Raw genomic sequence first — 17,796 nt, forward strand, 5'->3', positions numbered from 1 at the left:
AAACTGATAAATCTTGTCGAGAAGTTGAAATACTTCGAGACTTTATCCAGGATTCTAATGCGTATTCTTTATCGGTTTGATATTTAACTGGTAATGGTAAATATTCTTCATTATATATTTTAATAATTTCTTTTATGCGGCCAGATATATTATTTATATTTAATTCTATTACAGGAATTTCTTTATCCATAAGTATAATTTCCATTTTATACCCTTAAAAATTAAAATTTCTTTATTAATCAAAAATTAAAAGATATCTATAAAAGTCATTGAGTATTATATACTCGCATATTTTTCATAGGATGTCCATAATGAACATCCTATTTTATATCACTCACCTCTAATACAATCATATTTCTATTAACTTAAGGAAGGAACTATTTTTTATGAAAGTTGCAATTTACGCAAGATATTCATCCAACAATCAAAGAGAAGAATCAATCACAGCTCAATTACGTGCGGCTAAAGCATATTGCTATAATAAGGGTTATAGTATCATTAATGAATATTGTGATGAAACCTTTAGCGGCACTAATGATCACAGGCCGGCTTTTCAAAAAACTTATAAAGATGCTAAGTCATGTATGTTTTCCGCAGTCATTTTTCATAAAATTGATCGTAATGCACGTAATGAATATGATTACTACTATAATAAGGCACAATTACAAAAATATGGAGTGCATTATGAATATGTCACTCAAAACATAGATAGCAGTCCAGAAGGTCAAATGATGGAAACTGTAATGGTCGGTATGGCTGCGTATTATAGCCGTAATCTAGCTAAGGAAGCATTGAAAGGGCAGAGGGAAAACGCATATAAGGCACGCCATAATGGTGGTACTCCACCTTTAGGTTATGACGTTGGGCCAGATCTTAAATATATTGTAAATGAAAAAGAAGCGCCTATTGTGCGCTTGATCTTTAAACTTCGAGCTGCCGGATTTGGATATAATCATATCCTTACAGAATTGAATCAAAATGGCTATTGAACTAAACGCGGTATCCATTTTGGCAAAAACAGTTTATATGACATTTTGCGTAATAAAAAATATATAGGAATATATACCTTTGGACGTGTTTCAGGTGGGAAATTGCATACAAGAAACAATCATATGAATGATTCAAGCGATATGATAGAAATTCCAAACGGTATGCCAGCTATTATTTCACAGGAAATATGGAATAAAGTTCAAACCCGCATGCTTACCGACAAACATGCAACGGCTAAATTTAAAGCTAAAATTCCTTATTATTTAACAGGTAAAGTATTTTGTGCAAAATGTGGATCACGAATGACTGGAGGTACATTTATATCAACCAAAGGAACTAAATATTCTTATTATCGCTGTTGCAATAACAATAAAACAATGAATGGATGCAAAGGAATAAGAATCAAAAAAGAGTGGCTTGAAACTGCCACTTTAAATTATATAAATATTCAATTATTAAATCCTAAACTAATCCCTCTGCTTACCACTGAAGTACAAAAACGAATCAATATAATATCTTCTGGAGATAATAGAGAAAAAAAATTACTCGAACAACAACGTAACGAAATAACAGGTAAAATTAACAATCTGCTTGATTTAGCTGAAGATGGACAAACCGGAGATATAATACGCGAGAGAATTTTAGCAAATAAAACGCGCCTTAATAATATTGACATGCAAATAAACAAATTTAAAAGTTCTGATAATTTTGTGCCAACAAAAAAACAAATAATTAATTTGGTAAGATCCTTTATTGAGAAAGGTAAAAAAGTTAGTCAGTTAAGAGAAATTATAGATACCTTTCTCGAGAGCATAATAGTATCAAAAAAAAATTTTATAATTAAAGGTTGATTGTAAAATGAAAATGAACAGTTAGCAAAAAGTCCACAGTGACTTTTCTTTAAATGGTAAAATGGAGTTCTCACAGCACCATTAACCAAAGAGGAGACAATCACTATGGACTGCCATAATTATATCACAGTATTCCCTGAACGAAAACGTGGTCAGCATTTGGGACGGGAAGAACGCGGAGCGATCCAGCAACTAAACAAGCAAGGATACTCTCTGCGGGCAATCGCCCGAGAAATCAATTGTTCGCCAAGTACTATCATGTATGAATTGCGCCGCGGTACACCGCTGCGCAAAAGCCATAGAGGACGTACACCAGAGTACAGCGCCAAACGAGGTCTTGCAGTATATGAAATGAATCGAATGAAGTGCAAAAGGCCGCATTATATCACACATTGCTCAGATTTTGTTAAGTGGGTGGTTGCGCAAGTTAGGGCAAAAAAGTGGTCGTTAGACGCTTGCGTCGGTCATGCGCGCCTGCACCAGCTCTTTGCTGATAAAGAAATGGTATGCACGAAGACCCTATATAACGAAATGGCTGCTGGTAATTTGCCGCTATCGCTGTTCGAGCTGCCTGAAATTCTAAAGCGAAAGCAAAACAAAAAAGGAACCCGAAAGCATAAACGTCTGAAAGGTCGCAGCATTGACGAACGTCCTGACATCGTAGATTTACGCACGGAATTCGGCCATTGGGAAGCTGACACGGTGATTGGCAGAAAAAAAGGCAGAGAAGCTGCTGTTTTAACTCTGATTGAGCGTGTTACAAACAATTACCTGGCTATTCGCATTCCTGGTAAAAACAGTGAGTCTGTCATGGCTGCGATGAAAGAACTACACGCTGAATATGGTGAGCGTTTCAGTTCTGTTTTCAAAACCATTACAACCGATAATGGCTCTGAATTCGAGGAATTTTCCAAGATTGAAGCCTGGGGTTCCAGTGTTTATTATGCACATCCTTACTCCTCTTGGGAGCGACCAGTAAATGAACGGCACAACGGCTTCTTGCGTCAATATATTCCAAAGGGCGTTTCGATTGAGAAATATACTTATGAAGATATATTACATTTTGCCGATGAATTGAATAGCCGTCCGCGCAAGCGACTTGCCTACCAGACACCGGAAGAATTGTTCGACGCTTTTCTCGATAAACTTTATATTGCCTGAGATCATCGGCATTTTACCAAAGTGTTCAATTTGCTATTGCAATTTACGTTTTATAATTAAAATACGCCTACCATACAGTAGAAATATTTGTCATACGACTGGTGGAGACGAGGAGAATCGAACTCCTGTCCGAAAACATTGTTGCACAAGTTTCTCCGAGCGCATTTTGTGTTTAATTTTCAGTCAACAAATCTACACAAACAAAGCTTCATTTTCCTATCTCGATAAAATTCCCCAACATCCTCCGAGAATTGGATACTGGGTATCTCGCAATTGTCCTCTTTTTGCTTCGCGCGAGAAAAGAAACAAAAGAGGTTAGCATTAAGCTGCTAAAGCGTAATCTTCGTTAGCTTTTATGTTTAATAAAAGTGTTCACCTTACTAACGGGTTGATGACCCCCCGGCTCGCTTCTTGTACATCATCTGCCCCCGTCGAAACCATTACGTCCCCGTTACATACTAGTACATTTATTACTATAGCATAAGATTTTTTGCTTGTCAAATAATACTGTTTTTTTAGTATAAATCATTATCTTCTATTGACCGCCTTATCGTTTCGGTAGATAACACCTGGGACATATTATAACATAATATGTTTATATTGTCCGTATACCTTGCAGTATTTGCAAGGATTTATTTTTTTGCCTATTTTTAAACACAAAAAACGCCCAACTACTTTACCATTTAATTGAACGGCGTCAATCTGCTGTTTAATTTCTTTATTTTACCATCTATTTTACCATCTATTTTTCCAAAAGATGGCAAGTGCAAATCATAGAAAATTACTGGAAGAAACCTACGGCCAACGCAATTTTTGATTCATGAGAAAGCATCAATCCTTTTGTTTCCCATCTTTCAATAAATCATAATGATATTTTATTACATCTTTTCTTGTTATAATTCCTATAAATTTTTCTCTGTCATCGATGACCGGAACAAAATTTTGATCCATAATACGCAGCAGAAGTTCATCCATGGTCGCATCAATTTTTACAGCAAGGTTCCATTTGCTTCGAAGTATATCTGAAATAAAATAGTTTTCCTGTGATTTCATAGCATAAGTTTCATTTACCAGGATATGCCATAAAAAATCCCCTTCGCTGACTGTTCCAACATAGGTTCCGTCTTTTTCAATGACGGGTATCGCTGAATACCCATGAAATCTCATTTTTTCAAGTCCCTGCCGCAAAGTACAATGAGCATCCAAAAGTGCCACAGATGCTTTAGGTATCAATAAATGAATGATACTTTTCCCCGTATTACATTTCAAGCTATCATTATTATCGGGATAGGAATCCCGATCTTTAAAAGAGTCTGAATCAAATGGCATACATCTGTCCCCCTGATAAATTTAAAATTTACATTAATTTTTATACGTCTGAAGCATCCATTGAATTTCCATCTGTATCATACGGTATGGCATTTTTCTCCGTAAATGGAGTGATCATTCCCAATTCTTATTATAATTTCTTTTTAATAAGAATAGTATAAAAATAAAATGGGCGGCATAAATATTACATCAAAATTAACCGGCCCCGCTGCCGCAGATATAAAAAGAAGCAACTTCATTTCGGTAAGCATATATTCTAGTATTTCATCATTCTTACAGCCATCCTAATGTAATCTTAACATTATTGATAAAGCCGTAATGCTATCCTAATTCTCTTTATGCTATACTTTTATATATAATCTTTATAAAAGAAGGGCGGATCTTTATGCCGATCAAACAAGCTGATTCGGAAGCATTGCCTGGACAGCCTGACGAAGCTTTTCCGGGGAAAAAACACGGCAGATTAAAGATATACCTGGGTTATGCCGCCGGAGTCGGAAAAACCTTTACTATGCTGAAAGATGCTCATGGGATAAAAAAGGATGGCATTGATATAATCGCCGGGTACATTGAACCCCATAGCCGTCCGGAAACTATGGCACTGTCAAATGAGTTAGAAATACTGCCTACCTTGCAAATATCCTATAAAGGCGTCACATTTAGGGAATTTGATCTGGATCGCGCTCTTGAGCGAAAACCTGATATCATTCTCGTTGATGAGCTGGCTCATACCAATGCGGAGGGATGCCGCCATAAAAAAAGATATCAGGATATTGACGAATTGCTGCGGGCAGGCATTGATGTTTTTACTACGATCAATATTCAGCATATTGAAAGCTTAAATGATATTGTAGCCTCTATTACCGGTATTTCCGTTCGGGAGACCATTCCTGACAATGTCTTCGACAGTGCTGATAAGATTGAACTTATAGATATCGAACCGGATGATCTGATAGACAGACTGCAAAGAGGAAAAATTTATCATAAGGAGCAGGCAAAGCGCGCGCTTGTTAATTTTTTCAAAAAGAACAATTTGATTGCCTTGCGTGAAATTGCTCTGCGCCGCACAGCAGATCAGGTCAATCGCACAGCAATACAAAACAGCGGACCTTTGAAAGACAGCAGTACCTATGTGCGTGAACACATTTTGGTTTGTCTGTCTTCAGCGCCTTCCAATGCCAAAGTCATCCGTACTGCGGCAAGAATGTCATCCGCTTTCCACGGTATATTTACAGCATTGTTTGTGGAAACATCCGGCACACAAAAATCAGGAAATAAAAACAAGGCTGCTTTGAGAAAAAATACCAGACTGGCTGAACAGCTGGGTGCGCAGATCGCAACAGTGTACGGAGATGATATTCCCGCTCATATTGCAGAATATGCCAAGGCAGGCCGGGTTTCAAAAATTGTCATGGGACGCTCCGGGCATCTGCAAAAATGGCTGAGAAAAACCAATTATGTGGACAGATTGACTTCTCTTGCTCCTGCGCTCGATATTTATATTATACCCGACACGCAGTCATCTTTCCGCATAAAATATCCCGGAATTGCAATGTCCATGAAAATATCATTTATTGATTCGGCTAAATCCGCCGCTGTTTTAATTTTTTGTACTTTAATAGGCTTATGGTTTGAATATCTTGGCTTCAGTAATGCAAATATCATCACAATTTATATTTTAGGTGTTCTGATCAATGCCATGATCACAAAAGGCCGTATATACAGTGTTTTATCATCGGTGTTTTGCGTACTTATATTTGATTTTCTATTTACTGAGCCTGTCTTTTCTTTCCAGGCTTATAGCTCCGGCTATCCTGTCACATTCATGGTTATGCTGTCAGCCGCCTTCATCACCGGTACACTGACCAAACGTGTAAAAAATCAGGCCCGCCAAGCCGCACAAAAAGCATATCGTACAGAGGTGCTTTTGGAAACAAGTAGGAAATTGCAACAGGCAAGAGATGAAACAGATATTTTACGTGAGACTGCATTGCAAATGTTAAAATTGCTGGACAGAACAGTGATCTTTTATTCTGTTCAGGGAAATATACTTTCAAAACCATTTGTTTTTCAAAAAGATGACTCATCGGATAACCCGCAGGTTTATTTCGGAGCTGATGAGCGTGCAGCGGCCGAATGGGTTTATAAAAACAACAAAAAAGCCGGTGCCACCACCGATACTTTTACCGCTGCAAAATGTCTGTACTTTGCAGTGCACGGAGATGACACAGTTCTTGCAGTGGTGGGAATAGCCATGGACAGTAAATTCCCCTTGGAGCCTTATGAAAATAATCTGATGATTGCCATGCTCGGAGAGTGCGCAATGGTTCTTGAGAAGGAACGGCTTAATGAAAAACAAAAACAAATCTCTATGCGGATACAGCAGGAACAGCTGCGTGCCAACCTGCTTCGGACCATTTCTCACGATTTGCGTACTCCGCTTACCAGTATTTCCGGTAATGCCGGCATTCTCATGAGAAACTCTGCAGTTCTGGCTGAAAGGCAGAAAAAAGCATTATATACCGATATATATGATGATTCAGCGTGGCTGATTAAGCTTGTGGAAAATATGCTTTCCATCACCAGAATTGACAATGATATGCTGAATTTAAATATGCAGCCGGAGCTTTTGGAAGAGGTTATCGCTGAAGCACTGCTCCATGTCAGCCGCAATAGTGCGGAGCATAATATCAAAATGATTTTGGATGATGAGCTGCTGATGGCAAAAATGGATTATCGCCTGATCATACAGGTTCTGATCAACATTATAGATAATGCCATTAAATATACACCGGCAGGATCTCACATTTTTATTTCCGCCAGACATGAAAAAGAAACAGCAGTCATAGAAGTTGCTGACGATGGCCCCGGCATACCCGATAAAGACAAAATCAATCTGTTTGACATGTTTTACACTGCCGGCAATATCCGCGGAGATGGTAGACGGGGACTGGGACTGGGGCTTTACCTCTGCAAATCCATCGTTGAAGCCCACAAAGGTGAGATTTTTGTAAAAAACAATATCCCGCAGGGTACTATATTCGGCTTTACTCTGCAGGTTGAGGAGGTGGATATGCATGAATAAACCTTTGATCCTTATTGTTGAGGATGACAGAGCCATCAGGAAACTGATATCTACAACGCTGAAAACACAGAATTATCAATACCATACAGCAGAAACAGGTGAGGGTGCTATTCTTGAAGCCGTTTCTAAAAAACCGGATATTATGATTTTGGATCTGGGACTTCCTGATATGGACGGCGTCAGTATTATCAAAAAAGTCAGGACATGGTCCAATATGCCTATTATCGTAGTCAGTGCCCGCAGCGAGGATCGGGATAAAATTGATGCGTTGGACGCCGGAGCAGATGACTATCTGACAAAACCCTTTAGCGTGGATGAATTTCTGGCAAGGCTGCGGGTCAGCCTTCGAAGGGTCCGCTATGATAATGAAAGACTGCAAAGCGATGCTTCATCCTTTATCAATGGGAATTTGAAAATTGATTATGCAGCAGGCTGCGTTTGGCTGGATAAAGAAGAAATACATTTGACTCCCATCGAGTATAAACTTATATGTTTGTTAGCCAAAAATATTGGAAAAGTACTGACACACAATTTCATTATAAATGAAATTTGGGGTAATTATGCCAATGATATTCCTGCCCTGCGTGTTTTCATGGCAACTTTGAGAAAAAAGATAGAAAAAGTACCATCCCAGCAGCCGAAGTATATTCAAACGCATATCGGTGTAGGGTACCGGATGCTGCGAGTTGGTGATGCCAACAGCCTTTCTGATTTCAATTCCTGAATTTCAGAATAAAATAGCTTGTTTTAAGGATGCTGACCTATGTCTCAAAAGGACAAAGGTCAGTATTTTTTTTGTCTAAATATATTGTAAAGGACAATCTTTATGTAATTTTAATCAGTCCACGAAAACCCTAACACTAAATCAACGTAAGAACTGGTAAACTAAGTAAACAATAAAGTAAAAGGAGGGTTTAAGTATGGATATTTTAATGGTCGGTATACTGGTAATCTGCTTTTTTTTGATCAAAATCTTTGCCGATTGGTGCGAACAGCAGGTCAGTAAATTATAAAGGAGACGGATAAAAAATGATAATTCTTGGAATTCTGATCGCAGGACTGGCTGTATACCTGTTTTATGCTTTGATCAATCCCGAAAAATTTTAGCAGGAAGGCGGAACGAAAAATGTTGCAGATACTCATATTTTTAGCAGTTTTTGTTGTTATTATTTTCCCGATGGGGAAATATATGTATCACATCACTGCCAGTCAGCATACTTTTGCCGATCCGATTTTTGACAGAGTGGATAACGTGATTTATCGGTTATGCAGTATCGACAGAAAAGGTATGCAATGGAAGCAGTATGCCATGGCCATGCTGACAACAAATGCAATCATGGTGTTGATCGGTTATCTGATTTTAAGAATACAAACCGTTCCTTTTTTCAACCCCAACAGCATTGGCGGCATGGAACCAGTTCTGTCGTTTAATACAGTAATCAGCTTTATTACAAATACTGATCTTCAGCATTATTCCGGAGAATCGGGACTTTCATATCTGAGTCAGATGCTGGTCATTACCTTCATGATGTTTACTTCCTCGGCTACCGGATTTTCTGTTGCCGCAGCCGTTATACGAGGCTTTGCCGCCAAAACAAAAACCGTGGGTAATTTTTATGCCGATATTATTCGCATCACTACACGTGTTTTTCTGCCGCTCTCTCTTGCAATTGGTTTGCTGCTGGTATCCCAGGGTGTTGTACAGAATCTGTCGCCCAATACAACTGTACAGACGATCGAAGGAAAATATCAGGACCTTTCAATGGGGCCTGTCGCTGCACTGGAGTCCATCAAGCATTTAGGAACCAACGGCGGCGGTTTTTTCGGTGCAAATTCAACGGCGCCTTTTGAAAATCCAAATGTATTGACAAATATGATAGAAATGCTTTCCATGATGATCCTGCCGGGAAGTGTCGTTGTAATGTTCGGTTTAATGGTCCGCAGCCGCGGAAAAAGCAGTGAAAAAGACATGGAAAGAAAGAGGTTGTTCAGCAGAGAGGCTAAGCCTGTTTTTGCGGTTATGTTCTTCCTCCTTGTCATAGGGATTGCCGTCTGTTTTTGGGCCGAACAGGCAGGCAACCCGGCATTACAGCAGGTGGGGCTAAATCAGAGCATGGGCAGCATGGAAGGCAAAGAAATGCGTTTTGGCATTGCCCAATCTGCCCTTTTTACTACTGTGACTACCGCTTTTACTACAGGCAGCATAAACAATATGCATGATACCCTGACGCCGATCGGCGGCATGGTAGCCTTGGTAAATATGATGCTTAATCTTGTGTTCGGCGGCAAAGGCGTAGGTCTGATAAATATGCTGATGTATGTAATTTTAACAGTATTCATCTGCGGGCTTATGGTCGGACGCACACCGGAATATCTGGCAAAAAAAATTGAGGGTCGGGAAATGAAGCTGACAGCTCTTGCTATCATTATCCATCCACTGCTGATTCTTTCCTTTTCTGCATTGGCCATAGCTCTGCCAGCCGGTCTGGCGGGTATCAGCAATCCCGGTCCCCATGGATTTACCCAGGTGCTGTATGAATTTTCTTCGGCGTCTGCCAACAACGGTTCAGGCTTTGAGGGCCTTGGTGACAATACCTATTTCTGGAATATTACAACAGGATTGGCTATGTTTTTCGGACGCTATCTGTCCATGATTATTATGCTGGCCGTCGCAGGCTCGCTGATGCTTAAGCGGCCTGTCAGTGAATCCATAGGTACTTTAAAGACTGATACCGGAACATTCACCATAGTTTTATTTATGGTCATTATCATCATTGCTGCATTGACATTTTTTCCGGCATTGATACTTGGCCCGATTACCGAGCATATGGTCTTGTGGAATTGAGGAGGATACTTTTATGAATAAAAAAACTAAAACAAATTTTATTACCGGAGATATTCTAAAAGCCTCTATTCTTGGGGCGTTTAAAAAACTGAATCCTCTATATATGATAAAAAATCCTGTCATGTTTGTAGTGGAATCAGGATTTATTATCACTCTGCTGCTTGGTTTTGTTCCCGATTTATTCGGCGATGAGGGAGCTGATCTTTATCTGTATAATTTTACTGTATCGGCCATTCTTTTGATTACAGTGCTGTTCGCCAATTTTGCAGAAGCAGTAGCTGAAGGGCGGGGAAAAGCACAGGCGCAAAGCCTGAAAAAAACACAGAAAGATATGCATGCCCGTATCCTGAAAGATAACGGAGAAGATGAAATCATAAGTGCCGATGGATTGAAAAAAGATGATATCGTTCTCGTGAAGTCAGGAGAACTCATCCCCAATGACGGCGAAGTGATCAAAGGGATTGCCTCGGTGGATGAATCTGCCATAACGGGAGAATCAGCTCCTGTGGTAAAGGAAAGCGGCGGTGATTTTGCCTCTGTCACAGGCGGAACAACAGTTGTCAGTGATTGGCTTAAAATACGGATCACATCTGATCCGGGGGAATCATTTCTTGATAAAATGATTTCTCTGGTAGAAGGGGCATCCCGCCAAAAGACACCAAACGAGATAGCCCTGAATACCCTGCTGGTCAGTCTGACTATTATTTTTTTAATCGTTATCGTCAGTCTCTACCCTATTGCTCTTTACAGCGGCATACATCTGCAAATCTCCACGCTGATTGCCCTGATCGTTTGCCTGATTCCCACAACCATCGGCGGATTGCTTTCGGCTATCGGAATTGCCGGTATGGACCGTGTTACACGTTTTAATGTTATAGCTATGTCGGGTAAAGCCGTAGAAGTTTGCGGAGACGTGGATACCATGATTCTTGATAAGACCGGCACTATTACTTACGGTAACCGCATGGCCGCAAAATTTATTCCTGTGGGGAATGCAAGTGAAGAAGAGCTTATTCGCTATTCTGTCATCAGCTCTTTAAAAGACGATACTCCTGAAGGGAAATCAATCGTAAGTCTGGGAGAAAGCCTGAGCGGAAAACGGCAACAGGAAATTCCCGGTATGAAATCAGTAGAGTTTACCGCCCAGACGCGCATGAGCGGTATCGACCTGCCTGACAGCATAAAAATACGCAAAGGAGCCTCCGATGCAATTCAGAAATATGTACGGGAACTTGGGAGTGTCATACCAACTGATCTGGAGGGCAGCGTCAATGAAGTTGCCAGACTCGGCGGTACGCCGCTTGTCGTATGTCTAAAGGAACAGATTCTGGGTGTCATCTACTTGAAAGATACCATCAAGCAAGGTCTGACAGAACGTTTTGCCAGACTCAGAGCCATTGGGATAAAAACTATCATGTGTACAGGCGACAATCCCCTGACCGCAGCAACCATCGCACAGGAAGCCGGCGTAGACAGCTTTATAGCTGAATGCAGACCGGAAGATAAAATTGCCGCTATCAAGGCAGAACAGGCAGAAGGCAAAATTGTTGCCATGACAGGAGACGGCACAAATGACGCACCTGCTCTTGCACAGGCCAATGTTGGTATTGCAATGAACAGCGGCACTGCTGCCGCAAAAGAAGCTGCAAATATGGTAGACCTTGACTCCGATCCCACCAAGATTCTGGATGTAGTTGAGATCGGCAAGCAGCTCCTTATCACGAGGGGGGCATTGACAACTTTCAGCATTGCAAACGACGTTGCCAAGTATTTTGCTATTATCCCCGCAATGTTTATGGCGGTTATACCACAAATGCAGATACTGAATATCATGGTATTATCCACTCCTTACAGTGCCATTCTCTCTGCTTTGATTTTTAATGCCATAATTATTCCGATACTGATTCCTCTGGCTATGAGAGGTGTAGAGTACAGACCAATGAGTGCAGAAAAAATGCTGACCCGCAATATGCTGATTTATGGTCTTGGCGGTATTATTGCACCATTTGCAGGTATTAAAATAATTGACTTGATCATAACTCCGCTGCTTACTGCCGCAGGATTATAATTACGTACTTGCTCTGCCGCTTTTGAATTAAAACAGGAGGCTAAATAATGAGTGCATTTTTAAAAGAAATAAAAACTCAATTCATGATAACAATAGTGCTGCTTTTGTTATGCGGTCTGGTCTATCCTTTGCTGCTCACTGGAATCAGCCAGCTTTTTTTCCCGAGTCAGGCAAATGGCAGCCTGATTGTCGAAAATGGCCATGCTGTCGGTTCTGAGCTTATAGGACAGGATTTTTCAGATCACCGGTTCATGAAAAATCGTCCTTCCGCCGTGAATTACAATACCTATACACAGGAGGAAAAAGACGGCGGTGATTACACAGGAGTCAGTTCAGGCTCCAAAAATTTTGCTCCGACCAATCCTGATCTCACCGAACGTGTGACAGCAGATATTATGAAATTTACGGCAGTCAATCCGACTATAAACAAAGAGGATATTCCCGCGGATCTGCTGACATCATCCGGTTCAGGCCTTGATCCGCATATCAGTCCGAAATCAGCTGCCATTCAGATACCGGCTTTAGTCCAATCGACCGGTTTATCCCGGGAAATATTGGAAAACATAGTCAAAAAAAACACTCAAAATAAATTATTGGGCATTTTCGGAGAAGAAACAGTCAACGTATTAAAAGTAAATCTGGAAATAGCTAAGGTTCTGAGGCTGTCCGGGCAGCATGCTGATTAAAACACGGTCATTTTTTACGGATAATATTGTATTATAAAATACAGAAACCGGATATCTGATTAAAGATGTCCGGTTTCTGTTTATTTCTGTCTATTTTTCTTTATTTGCCAGTATATATTTCTATTACGCTATATCATCCAAAAATTGTCATTGAATAATATATGGCGCCATTTTGTACAATCGAGCCACTTATTCCAAAAAGCAGCCTGATTTTTACCATCCGCATATTCTGCCCGGAATTTATCAAGTTCAGCCTGATCATTAACATTAATAGCAAAGCCGCGGGAGTCAATAAGCGGTGCGTTATACTGCACATCAAAACTATACTGTGCAAATGGCACAAAGTCTATTATTTTCCCGTTTCGTACACGGATAACTGCTTTTTCCGCAAAAGCAACAATATCTGTTTCTTTTGGATAGTTATAGGTTCTTCCCTTCAAGGGCAGTACATCGCCTATAGTGAATGTTTTATAATCTTTCTGAGCAGTATCTATTTTCATATCGCCCATATTATAATAATATTCATCAAAAAGAGTTGCCGATATTTTTGTATTGCCGCTGACAAAACTATAATCATCGTCAGTAACCTGCCGCGCTTTCCGGATAACACCGCATGCCGAGGTCATATTGCTCAGCCTGTCCACTAATATAAAACTGCCCAATACCGGATATGCAGTGAATTCAGCTGCCGTGATTCTGTCAGACAATGCGATCGTACAACTGGCAAGTTCATTTTTATGAAGAACAGAAGCAGTCAGCTCATTGCCCGTATTGACATCAGTTTTATAGTTTATTTCCTTTATCACGGCTATAGTGCTGCCAGAGCCAAGCTGGAATATATATTCGTGATCAAGGAGCAGCGGTTCATCATCCATCCAAAGGATATCAGATGTTATTGATTTTGTTATAACTGCTTTTATATCTTTAGTGATGACACAGCCGCGTGATACATCAATTTCTTTAGACAGCTCTATTGTCAACGCTTGACCGGCAGCAGCATTATCTGTTTTTGCACCGGCAGTATGAATGCTTTTCACATCAGCCGTTTCACCGCTTGGCAAAACAGTCACCGTATCGCCAGTATAAAGCTGCCCGCCTTCACACTGCCCCTGAAAACCGCGAAAGGTTCTGTCCGGTCGGCATACTCTCTGTACAGGCATATAAAAACCGCTGTCCTCAATATTGTCTTCTGCATCTACATTTTCCAGTGCAGGAAGCAGGGCATCGCCTTTATACCACGGCATATTCAATGATTTTACAGTTACATTGTCACCCTCGGTTGCAGATAACGGTATTATATCAACATTTTCCAAACCGATCTGCCCGACTAACTCATTTATCTGCGCTGTTATTTCCTGAAAACGCTTTTCGCTGTAATCAATAATATCCATTTTGTTGACAGCAAAAATAAAATGTTTTATTCCCATGAGATGACAAATGCGTGCATGACGTCTTGTTTGTACAAGAACACCTTTAGCAGCATCTGTTAAAATAACGGCAAGATCGGCGAATGACGCCCCTACCGCCATGTTTCTCGTATATTCTTCATGTCCCGGAGTATCCGCTACTATAAAGCTTCTTTTTTCGGTAGTAAAATATCTGTAAGCCACATCAATAGTTATACCTTGTTCATGTTCAGCCATAAGTCCGTCCAAAAGCAGAGAATAATCCAATTTGCCGCCGCGACTGCCAGCCTTGCTTTCAAGCTCCAGTGCTTTTTCCTGATCCGCATACAAAAGCTTGGAATCATATAATATATGGCCGATAAGTGTCGATTTGCCGTCATCAACACTGCCGCAGGTTATAAACTTCAATAGTCCGCTCATTAAAAATACCCCTCTCTCTTGCGCCGTTCCATGCTGCCAATTGAATCTTTATCTATAGCGCGGCTGGCTCTTTCGGAAGTGACTGCCTGCAAAGTTTCGGCAATTATTTTATCAAGAGTGTCTGCCTCAGAAGCAAAACCGCCGGTGAGCGGATAACAGCCGAGTGTGCGGAAGCGGACTTTCTCATTAATTATTTTTTCATCTGGGCGAAGCTTCAGCCTGTCATCATCAACCATGATGATCATGCCGTCCCGTTTTATGACAGGACGTACCTTTGCAAAATAGAGAGGAACTATTTCTATATTTTCCCGTTTTATGTACTGCCAGATATCCTTTTCTGTCCAATTGGAAATTGGAAAAACCCGCATGCTTTCCCCTTTTTTTATACGGGGATTGTACAGTTTCCACATTTCAGGTCTTTGGTTTTTCGGATCCCAGACCTGCGCCTCATTGCGGAAGGAAAATATTCGTTCCTTAGCCCGTGATTTTTCTTCATCTCGTCGTCCGCCGCCAAAGGCCGCCGTAAATTGATATTTTTTCAGAGCCTGTTTTAAAGCCTGTGTTTTCATTATATCAGTATAGGATGAACCGTGGTCAAATGGATTTATGCCGCGGGCGACACCATCCTTATTGGTATATTTAAGCATTGTTATGCCGTGTTCTTTGGCAACTCTATCACGAAAAGCAATCATATCGTGAAATTTCCAGGTTGTATCTATATGTAAAAAAGGAAAAGGCGGTTTTTCAGGATAAAAAGCCTTTAAGGCCAAATGCAGCATTACAGAGCTGTCCTTGCCTATAGAATAAAGCATCACCGGTTTTTCACAAACAGCAGCAACTTCACGTATAATATAAATTGCCTCTGCCTCAAGCTTATCCAAATGTGAAAGCATAAAAATCCTCCCTGTCGTGATCGAATTCATAATAAACCCGTCAACTATTTTTTTACGTAACTCAGTATTTATTTGCAGCCCTGCTGTCTGTTTCCAAAACGACAGGTATGCCGTCAGCTTTGGTGATGATCCATTGCGTTATACTGCCCGTTTTTTTTGCATGCATTACTGCACCGCGCCCGCCCATATCCGGTCCAAGAAAAAAACTGACCGCACCTGTCGGGCATTCCTTTAAGCAGGATGCGCAGCCCCAGCAGTCACGCGGATAAATCATAATCGCCTTATGCTGTTCAGTGAGCTCAATAAGTGTTCCCGGGCATATTTCACTGCAGCGCCCGCAGCCAATGCACAAATCCTTATTGATAGTTATGCTCATAGCGCACCCCTCTTTTTACGATTGGCCGATGAATGATCTTTATCTCTCCATCTTCTATACGGGAATTGATATACTCTTTAAAAACATCATCCTTATCCGGATAATCGGCATTTTCCGCAAAACTATGCCAGCGTGTCTCCTTACGAGCTTTCAGGTGCTCTATAAGGAAACGGCAGATATATAATCTGTCCTTAAGCTCGTGTATAAAGGTAAGCTCGTGCATGCTGCGGGCAGGAAGCTCATCCGTCAGCAGGCATAATTTGTCTATTTCTTTCCCTGCTATACTCAGACCGGCTTCATTATATTTATAGCCTGTTTTGATGCCGCCGGCATAATCGTCCATAATTTTTTGCATGGCTTCTTCCAAATCCTGGACGCAGAACTCTTTATCCGCAACATTAAGAAAATGTTCTTCCTGCTGCTTATATTGTTCTCCGTATTTATGATAGTCAATTTCTGTTTTATTATCGGCTGCCGATGAAAGATATTCCATAATTCCCATTGCTGCGATATCGGCCTCAGCCATAGCACCCGTCACATATTTCTGCGGACAGCCGCCCGCTGTGTCACCGGCAGCGAAAAGACCTCTTATTGTTGTGTGACGATCTGTCGATATCCAGAAACCGGCAGCAGCATGTCCGCCGACAATATAAGGCTCTGTTCCTTCTATCTCGACATTTCTTTCCTGAGGCGACCCCTGCTCGATCCATTTTAAGGTTTGTGAGGGAGCCATATTTAAATACGCTTTTTTCAGATCCAATTCCTGTTCATCGCTGATACCGACAGTTTTCAGGAAGCATGGACCTTTTCCCGCAGCGTTTTCTACCACTGTGCCATAGAGTCGATTCGGCGTGGATATACCATATTTCGTTTCATATACTTCGCCGTAAGAATTTATCTGCTTTGCTCCTACGCCTTGAGCTATAGTGCCTGTCGGCGCGATGGTATCCTTGCAGCGCAGGGCGATAAACCGCATTTCAAGTGTAGTCATTTCCGCTCCGTTACGCATACCCGCAGCCATGCCGGCACCGGTATTAAAAGGCGGATACCACATTTTATGCCGGGAAAAACCGGGATTGTTTGGTCTGTATAAGCCGGCTGCTCCGCCAGTAGCGCATAATACGGCGGAAGCTTTTATTATATAGAGAATTGGTTTATGGACATCGACAGCCGCCGCACCATAAATTCTATTGCCCACCACTATAAAATCTATAATATTTACATGATTATAAACTTTGATATTAGGCCGTTCATATACGGCAACAGCCAAAATAGGCTTTATATTTTCGCCGTTGATTTTTATGTTGCGTGTACCGCGTTCAGCATAGCTGCCGTCAGCGTTTTTTAAAATCACCAGTCCCAATTTTTCCAGATCTGCAGCACATTCATTAAGTCTTTCCGACATAGTCAGGAGAAGATCGCCTCTGGCAATACCCTCAGCATCACGTTCAGCGTAATCAACATAAAAATCCGGAGTCCGCCCTTTTGTTATATAAGCATTGAGAGCGTTGACTCCGGCGGCAAGGCAGCCGCTGCGCTTGATATTCGCCTTTTCGACGATCATAATATGCTTCGTTGCTTTTTCAGCGAGCTTCAGCGCGGCATAACAACCCGCTGTCCCTCCGCCGGCAATCAAAATATCCGTACTGAGATATTTTATCTCTAAATTTTCCATTGTGCCCGTCC

General features: G+C 41.0%; 15 protein-coding genes and 1 other RNA gene. 9 read left to right on the forward strand and 7 right to left on the reverse strand.

What is annotated here, in order from left to right; genetic code table 11:
- Positions 1-190, reverse strand: a 190-nt coding sequence (locus tag I6758_RS07025) for a hypothetical protein (protein ID WP_196604508.1), incomplete at its 3' end; no start/stop codon positions are given.
- Positions 191-386: 196 nt separating this feature from the next.
- Between I6758_RS07025 and I6758_RS07030 the strand changes: the two genes are divergently transcribed.
- From I6758_RS07030 to I6758_RS07040, 3 genes are all read left to right on the forward strand, one after another.
- A complete protein-coding gene (locus I6758_RS07030; protein WP_196604509.1) occupies positions 387-989 on the forward strand; it encodes a recombinase family protein in 603 nt (200 codons plus the stop codon).
- Positions 990-1,001: 12 nt separating this feature from the next.
- Complete coding sequence (locus I6758_RS07035; RefSeq protein WP_330998016.1) at positions 1,002-1,841, forward strand: recombinase family protein; 840 nt, start codon at positions 1,002-1,004, stop codon at positions 1,839-1,841.
- Positions 1,842-1,946: 105 nt separating this feature from the next.
- Positions 1,947-3,002 carry an IS30 family transposase gene (locus I6758_RS07040; RefSeq protein WP_196603708.1) on the forward strand — a complete coding sequence of 352 codons (1,056 nt, stop codon included), beginning with the start codon at positions 1,947-1,949 and terminating at the stop codon, positions 3,000-3,002.
- Between the two features lie 99 nt (positions 3,003-3,101).
- Here I6758_RS07040 and ssrA read toward each other — a convergent pair.
- Both ssrA and I6758_RS07050 read right to left on the reverse strand, forming a co-directional pair.
- Positions 3,102-3,452, reverse strand: a transfer-messenger RNA (tmRNA) gene (gene ssrA, locus I6758_RS07045).
- A 381-nt stretch (positions 3,453-3,833) separates the two neighbouring features.
- Positions 3,834-4,331, reverse strand: coding sequence for a CBS domain-containing protein (locus I6758_RS07050; protein ID WP_196604510.1), 498 nt, complete (start codon positions 4,329-4,331; stop codon positions 3,834-3,836).
- Between the two features lie 385 nt (positions 4,332-4,716).
- On the opposite strand from I6758_RS07050, the gene I6758_RS07055 reads away from it, so the two are divergent.
- From I6758_RS07055 to I6758_RS07080, 6 genes are all read left to right on the forward strand, one after another.
- Positions 4,717-7,416 carry a sensor histidine kinase gene (locus tag I6758_RS07055; protein ID WP_196604511.1) on the forward strand — a complete coding sequence of 900 codons (2,700 nt, stop codon included), beginning with the start codon at positions 4,717-4,719 and terminating at the stop codon, positions 7,414-7,416.
- Positions 7,409-8,140: a response regulator gene (locus tag I6758_RS07060; RefSeq protein ID WP_196604512.1), complete on the forward strand. Its 732-nt coding sequence runs from the start codon at positions 7,409-7,411 to the stop codon at positions 8,138-8,140. Before I6758_RS07055 ends, I6758_RS07060 begins: the two co-directional genes overlap by 8 nt.
- Before the next feature lie 305 nt (positions 8,141-8,445).
- Positions 8,446-8,523 (forward strand): K(+)-transporting ATPase subunit F, encoded by a 78-nt coding sequence (gene kdpF / locus I6758_RS15205; RefSeq protein WP_196604583.1) that lies wholly within the window; start codon positions 8,446-8,448, stop codon positions 8,521-8,523.
- A 19-nt stretch (positions 8,524-8,542) separates the two neighbouring features.
- The gene (kdpA, locus tag I6758_RS07070) at positions 8,543-10,261 is read left to right on the forward strand and encodes a potassium-transporting ATPase subunit KdpA (RefSeq protein WP_196604513.1); all 1,719 of its coding nucleotides are present in this window, start codon (positions 8,543-8,545) and stop codon (positions 10,259-10,261) included.
- 13 nt (positions 10,262-10,274) lie between these two features.
- Positions 10,275-12,329, forward strand: a complete 2,055-nt coding sequence (gene kdpB, locus I6758_RS07075; protein WP_196604514.1) for a potassium-transporting ATPase subunit KdpB — start codon at positions 10,275-10,277, stop codon at positions 12,327-12,329.
- A gap of 47 nt (positions 12,330-12,376) precedes the next feature.
- Entirely contained in the window at positions 12,377-13,015 is a 639-nt protein-coding gene (locus I6758_RS07080; protein WP_196604515.1) for a K(+)-transporting ATPase subunit C, read from the forward strand.
- Between the two features lie 128 nt (positions 13,016-13,143).
- Here the strand turns inward: I6758_RS07080 and I6758_RS07085 are convergent, their stop codons facing one another.
- Genes I6758_RS07085 through I6758_RS07100 form a run of 4 tightly spaced genes read right to left on the reverse strand, consistent with a single transcriptional unit; the run spans position 13,144 to position 17,785 of the window.
- Positions 13,144-14,841: a sulfate adenylyltransferase subunit 1 gene (locus I6758_RS07085; protein WP_196604516.1), complete on the reverse strand. Its 1,698-nt coding sequence runs from the start codon at positions 14,839-14,841 to the stop codon at positions 13,144-13,146.
- Positions 14,841-15,764, reverse strand: a complete 924-nt coding sequence (gene cysD / locus I6758_RS07090; protein ID WP_196604517.1) for a sulfate adenylyltransferase subunit CysD — start codon at positions 15,762-15,764, stop codon at positions 14,841-14,843. The genes I6758_RS07085 and cysD overlap by 1 nt, the downstream gene beginning before the upstream one ends.
- 31 nt (positions 15,765-15,795) lie before the next feature.
- Positions 15,796-16,110 carry a 4Fe-4S dicluster domain-containing protein gene (locus I6758_RS07095; protein ID WP_196604518.1) on the reverse strand — a complete coding sequence of 105 codons (315 nt, stop codon included), beginning with the start codon at positions 16,108-16,110 and terminating at the stop codon, positions 15,796-15,798.
- Positions 16,091-17,785 carry an adenylyl-sulfate reductase subunit alpha gene (locus tag I6758_RS07100; protein ID WP_196604519.1) on the reverse strand — a complete coding sequence of 565 codons (1,695 nt, stop codon included), beginning with the start codon at positions 17,783-17,785 and terminating at the stop codon, positions 16,091-16,093. The genes I6758_RS07095 and I6758_RS07100 overlap by 20 nt, the downstream gene beginning before the upstream one ends.
- Positions 17,786-17,796 lie beyond the last annotated feature (11 nt).

Source organism: Pectinatus haikarae (assembly GCF_015732185.1).
Classification (GTDB): Bacteria; Bacillota; Negativicutes; order Selenomonadales; family Selenomonadaceae; genus Pectinatus; species Pectinatus haikarae.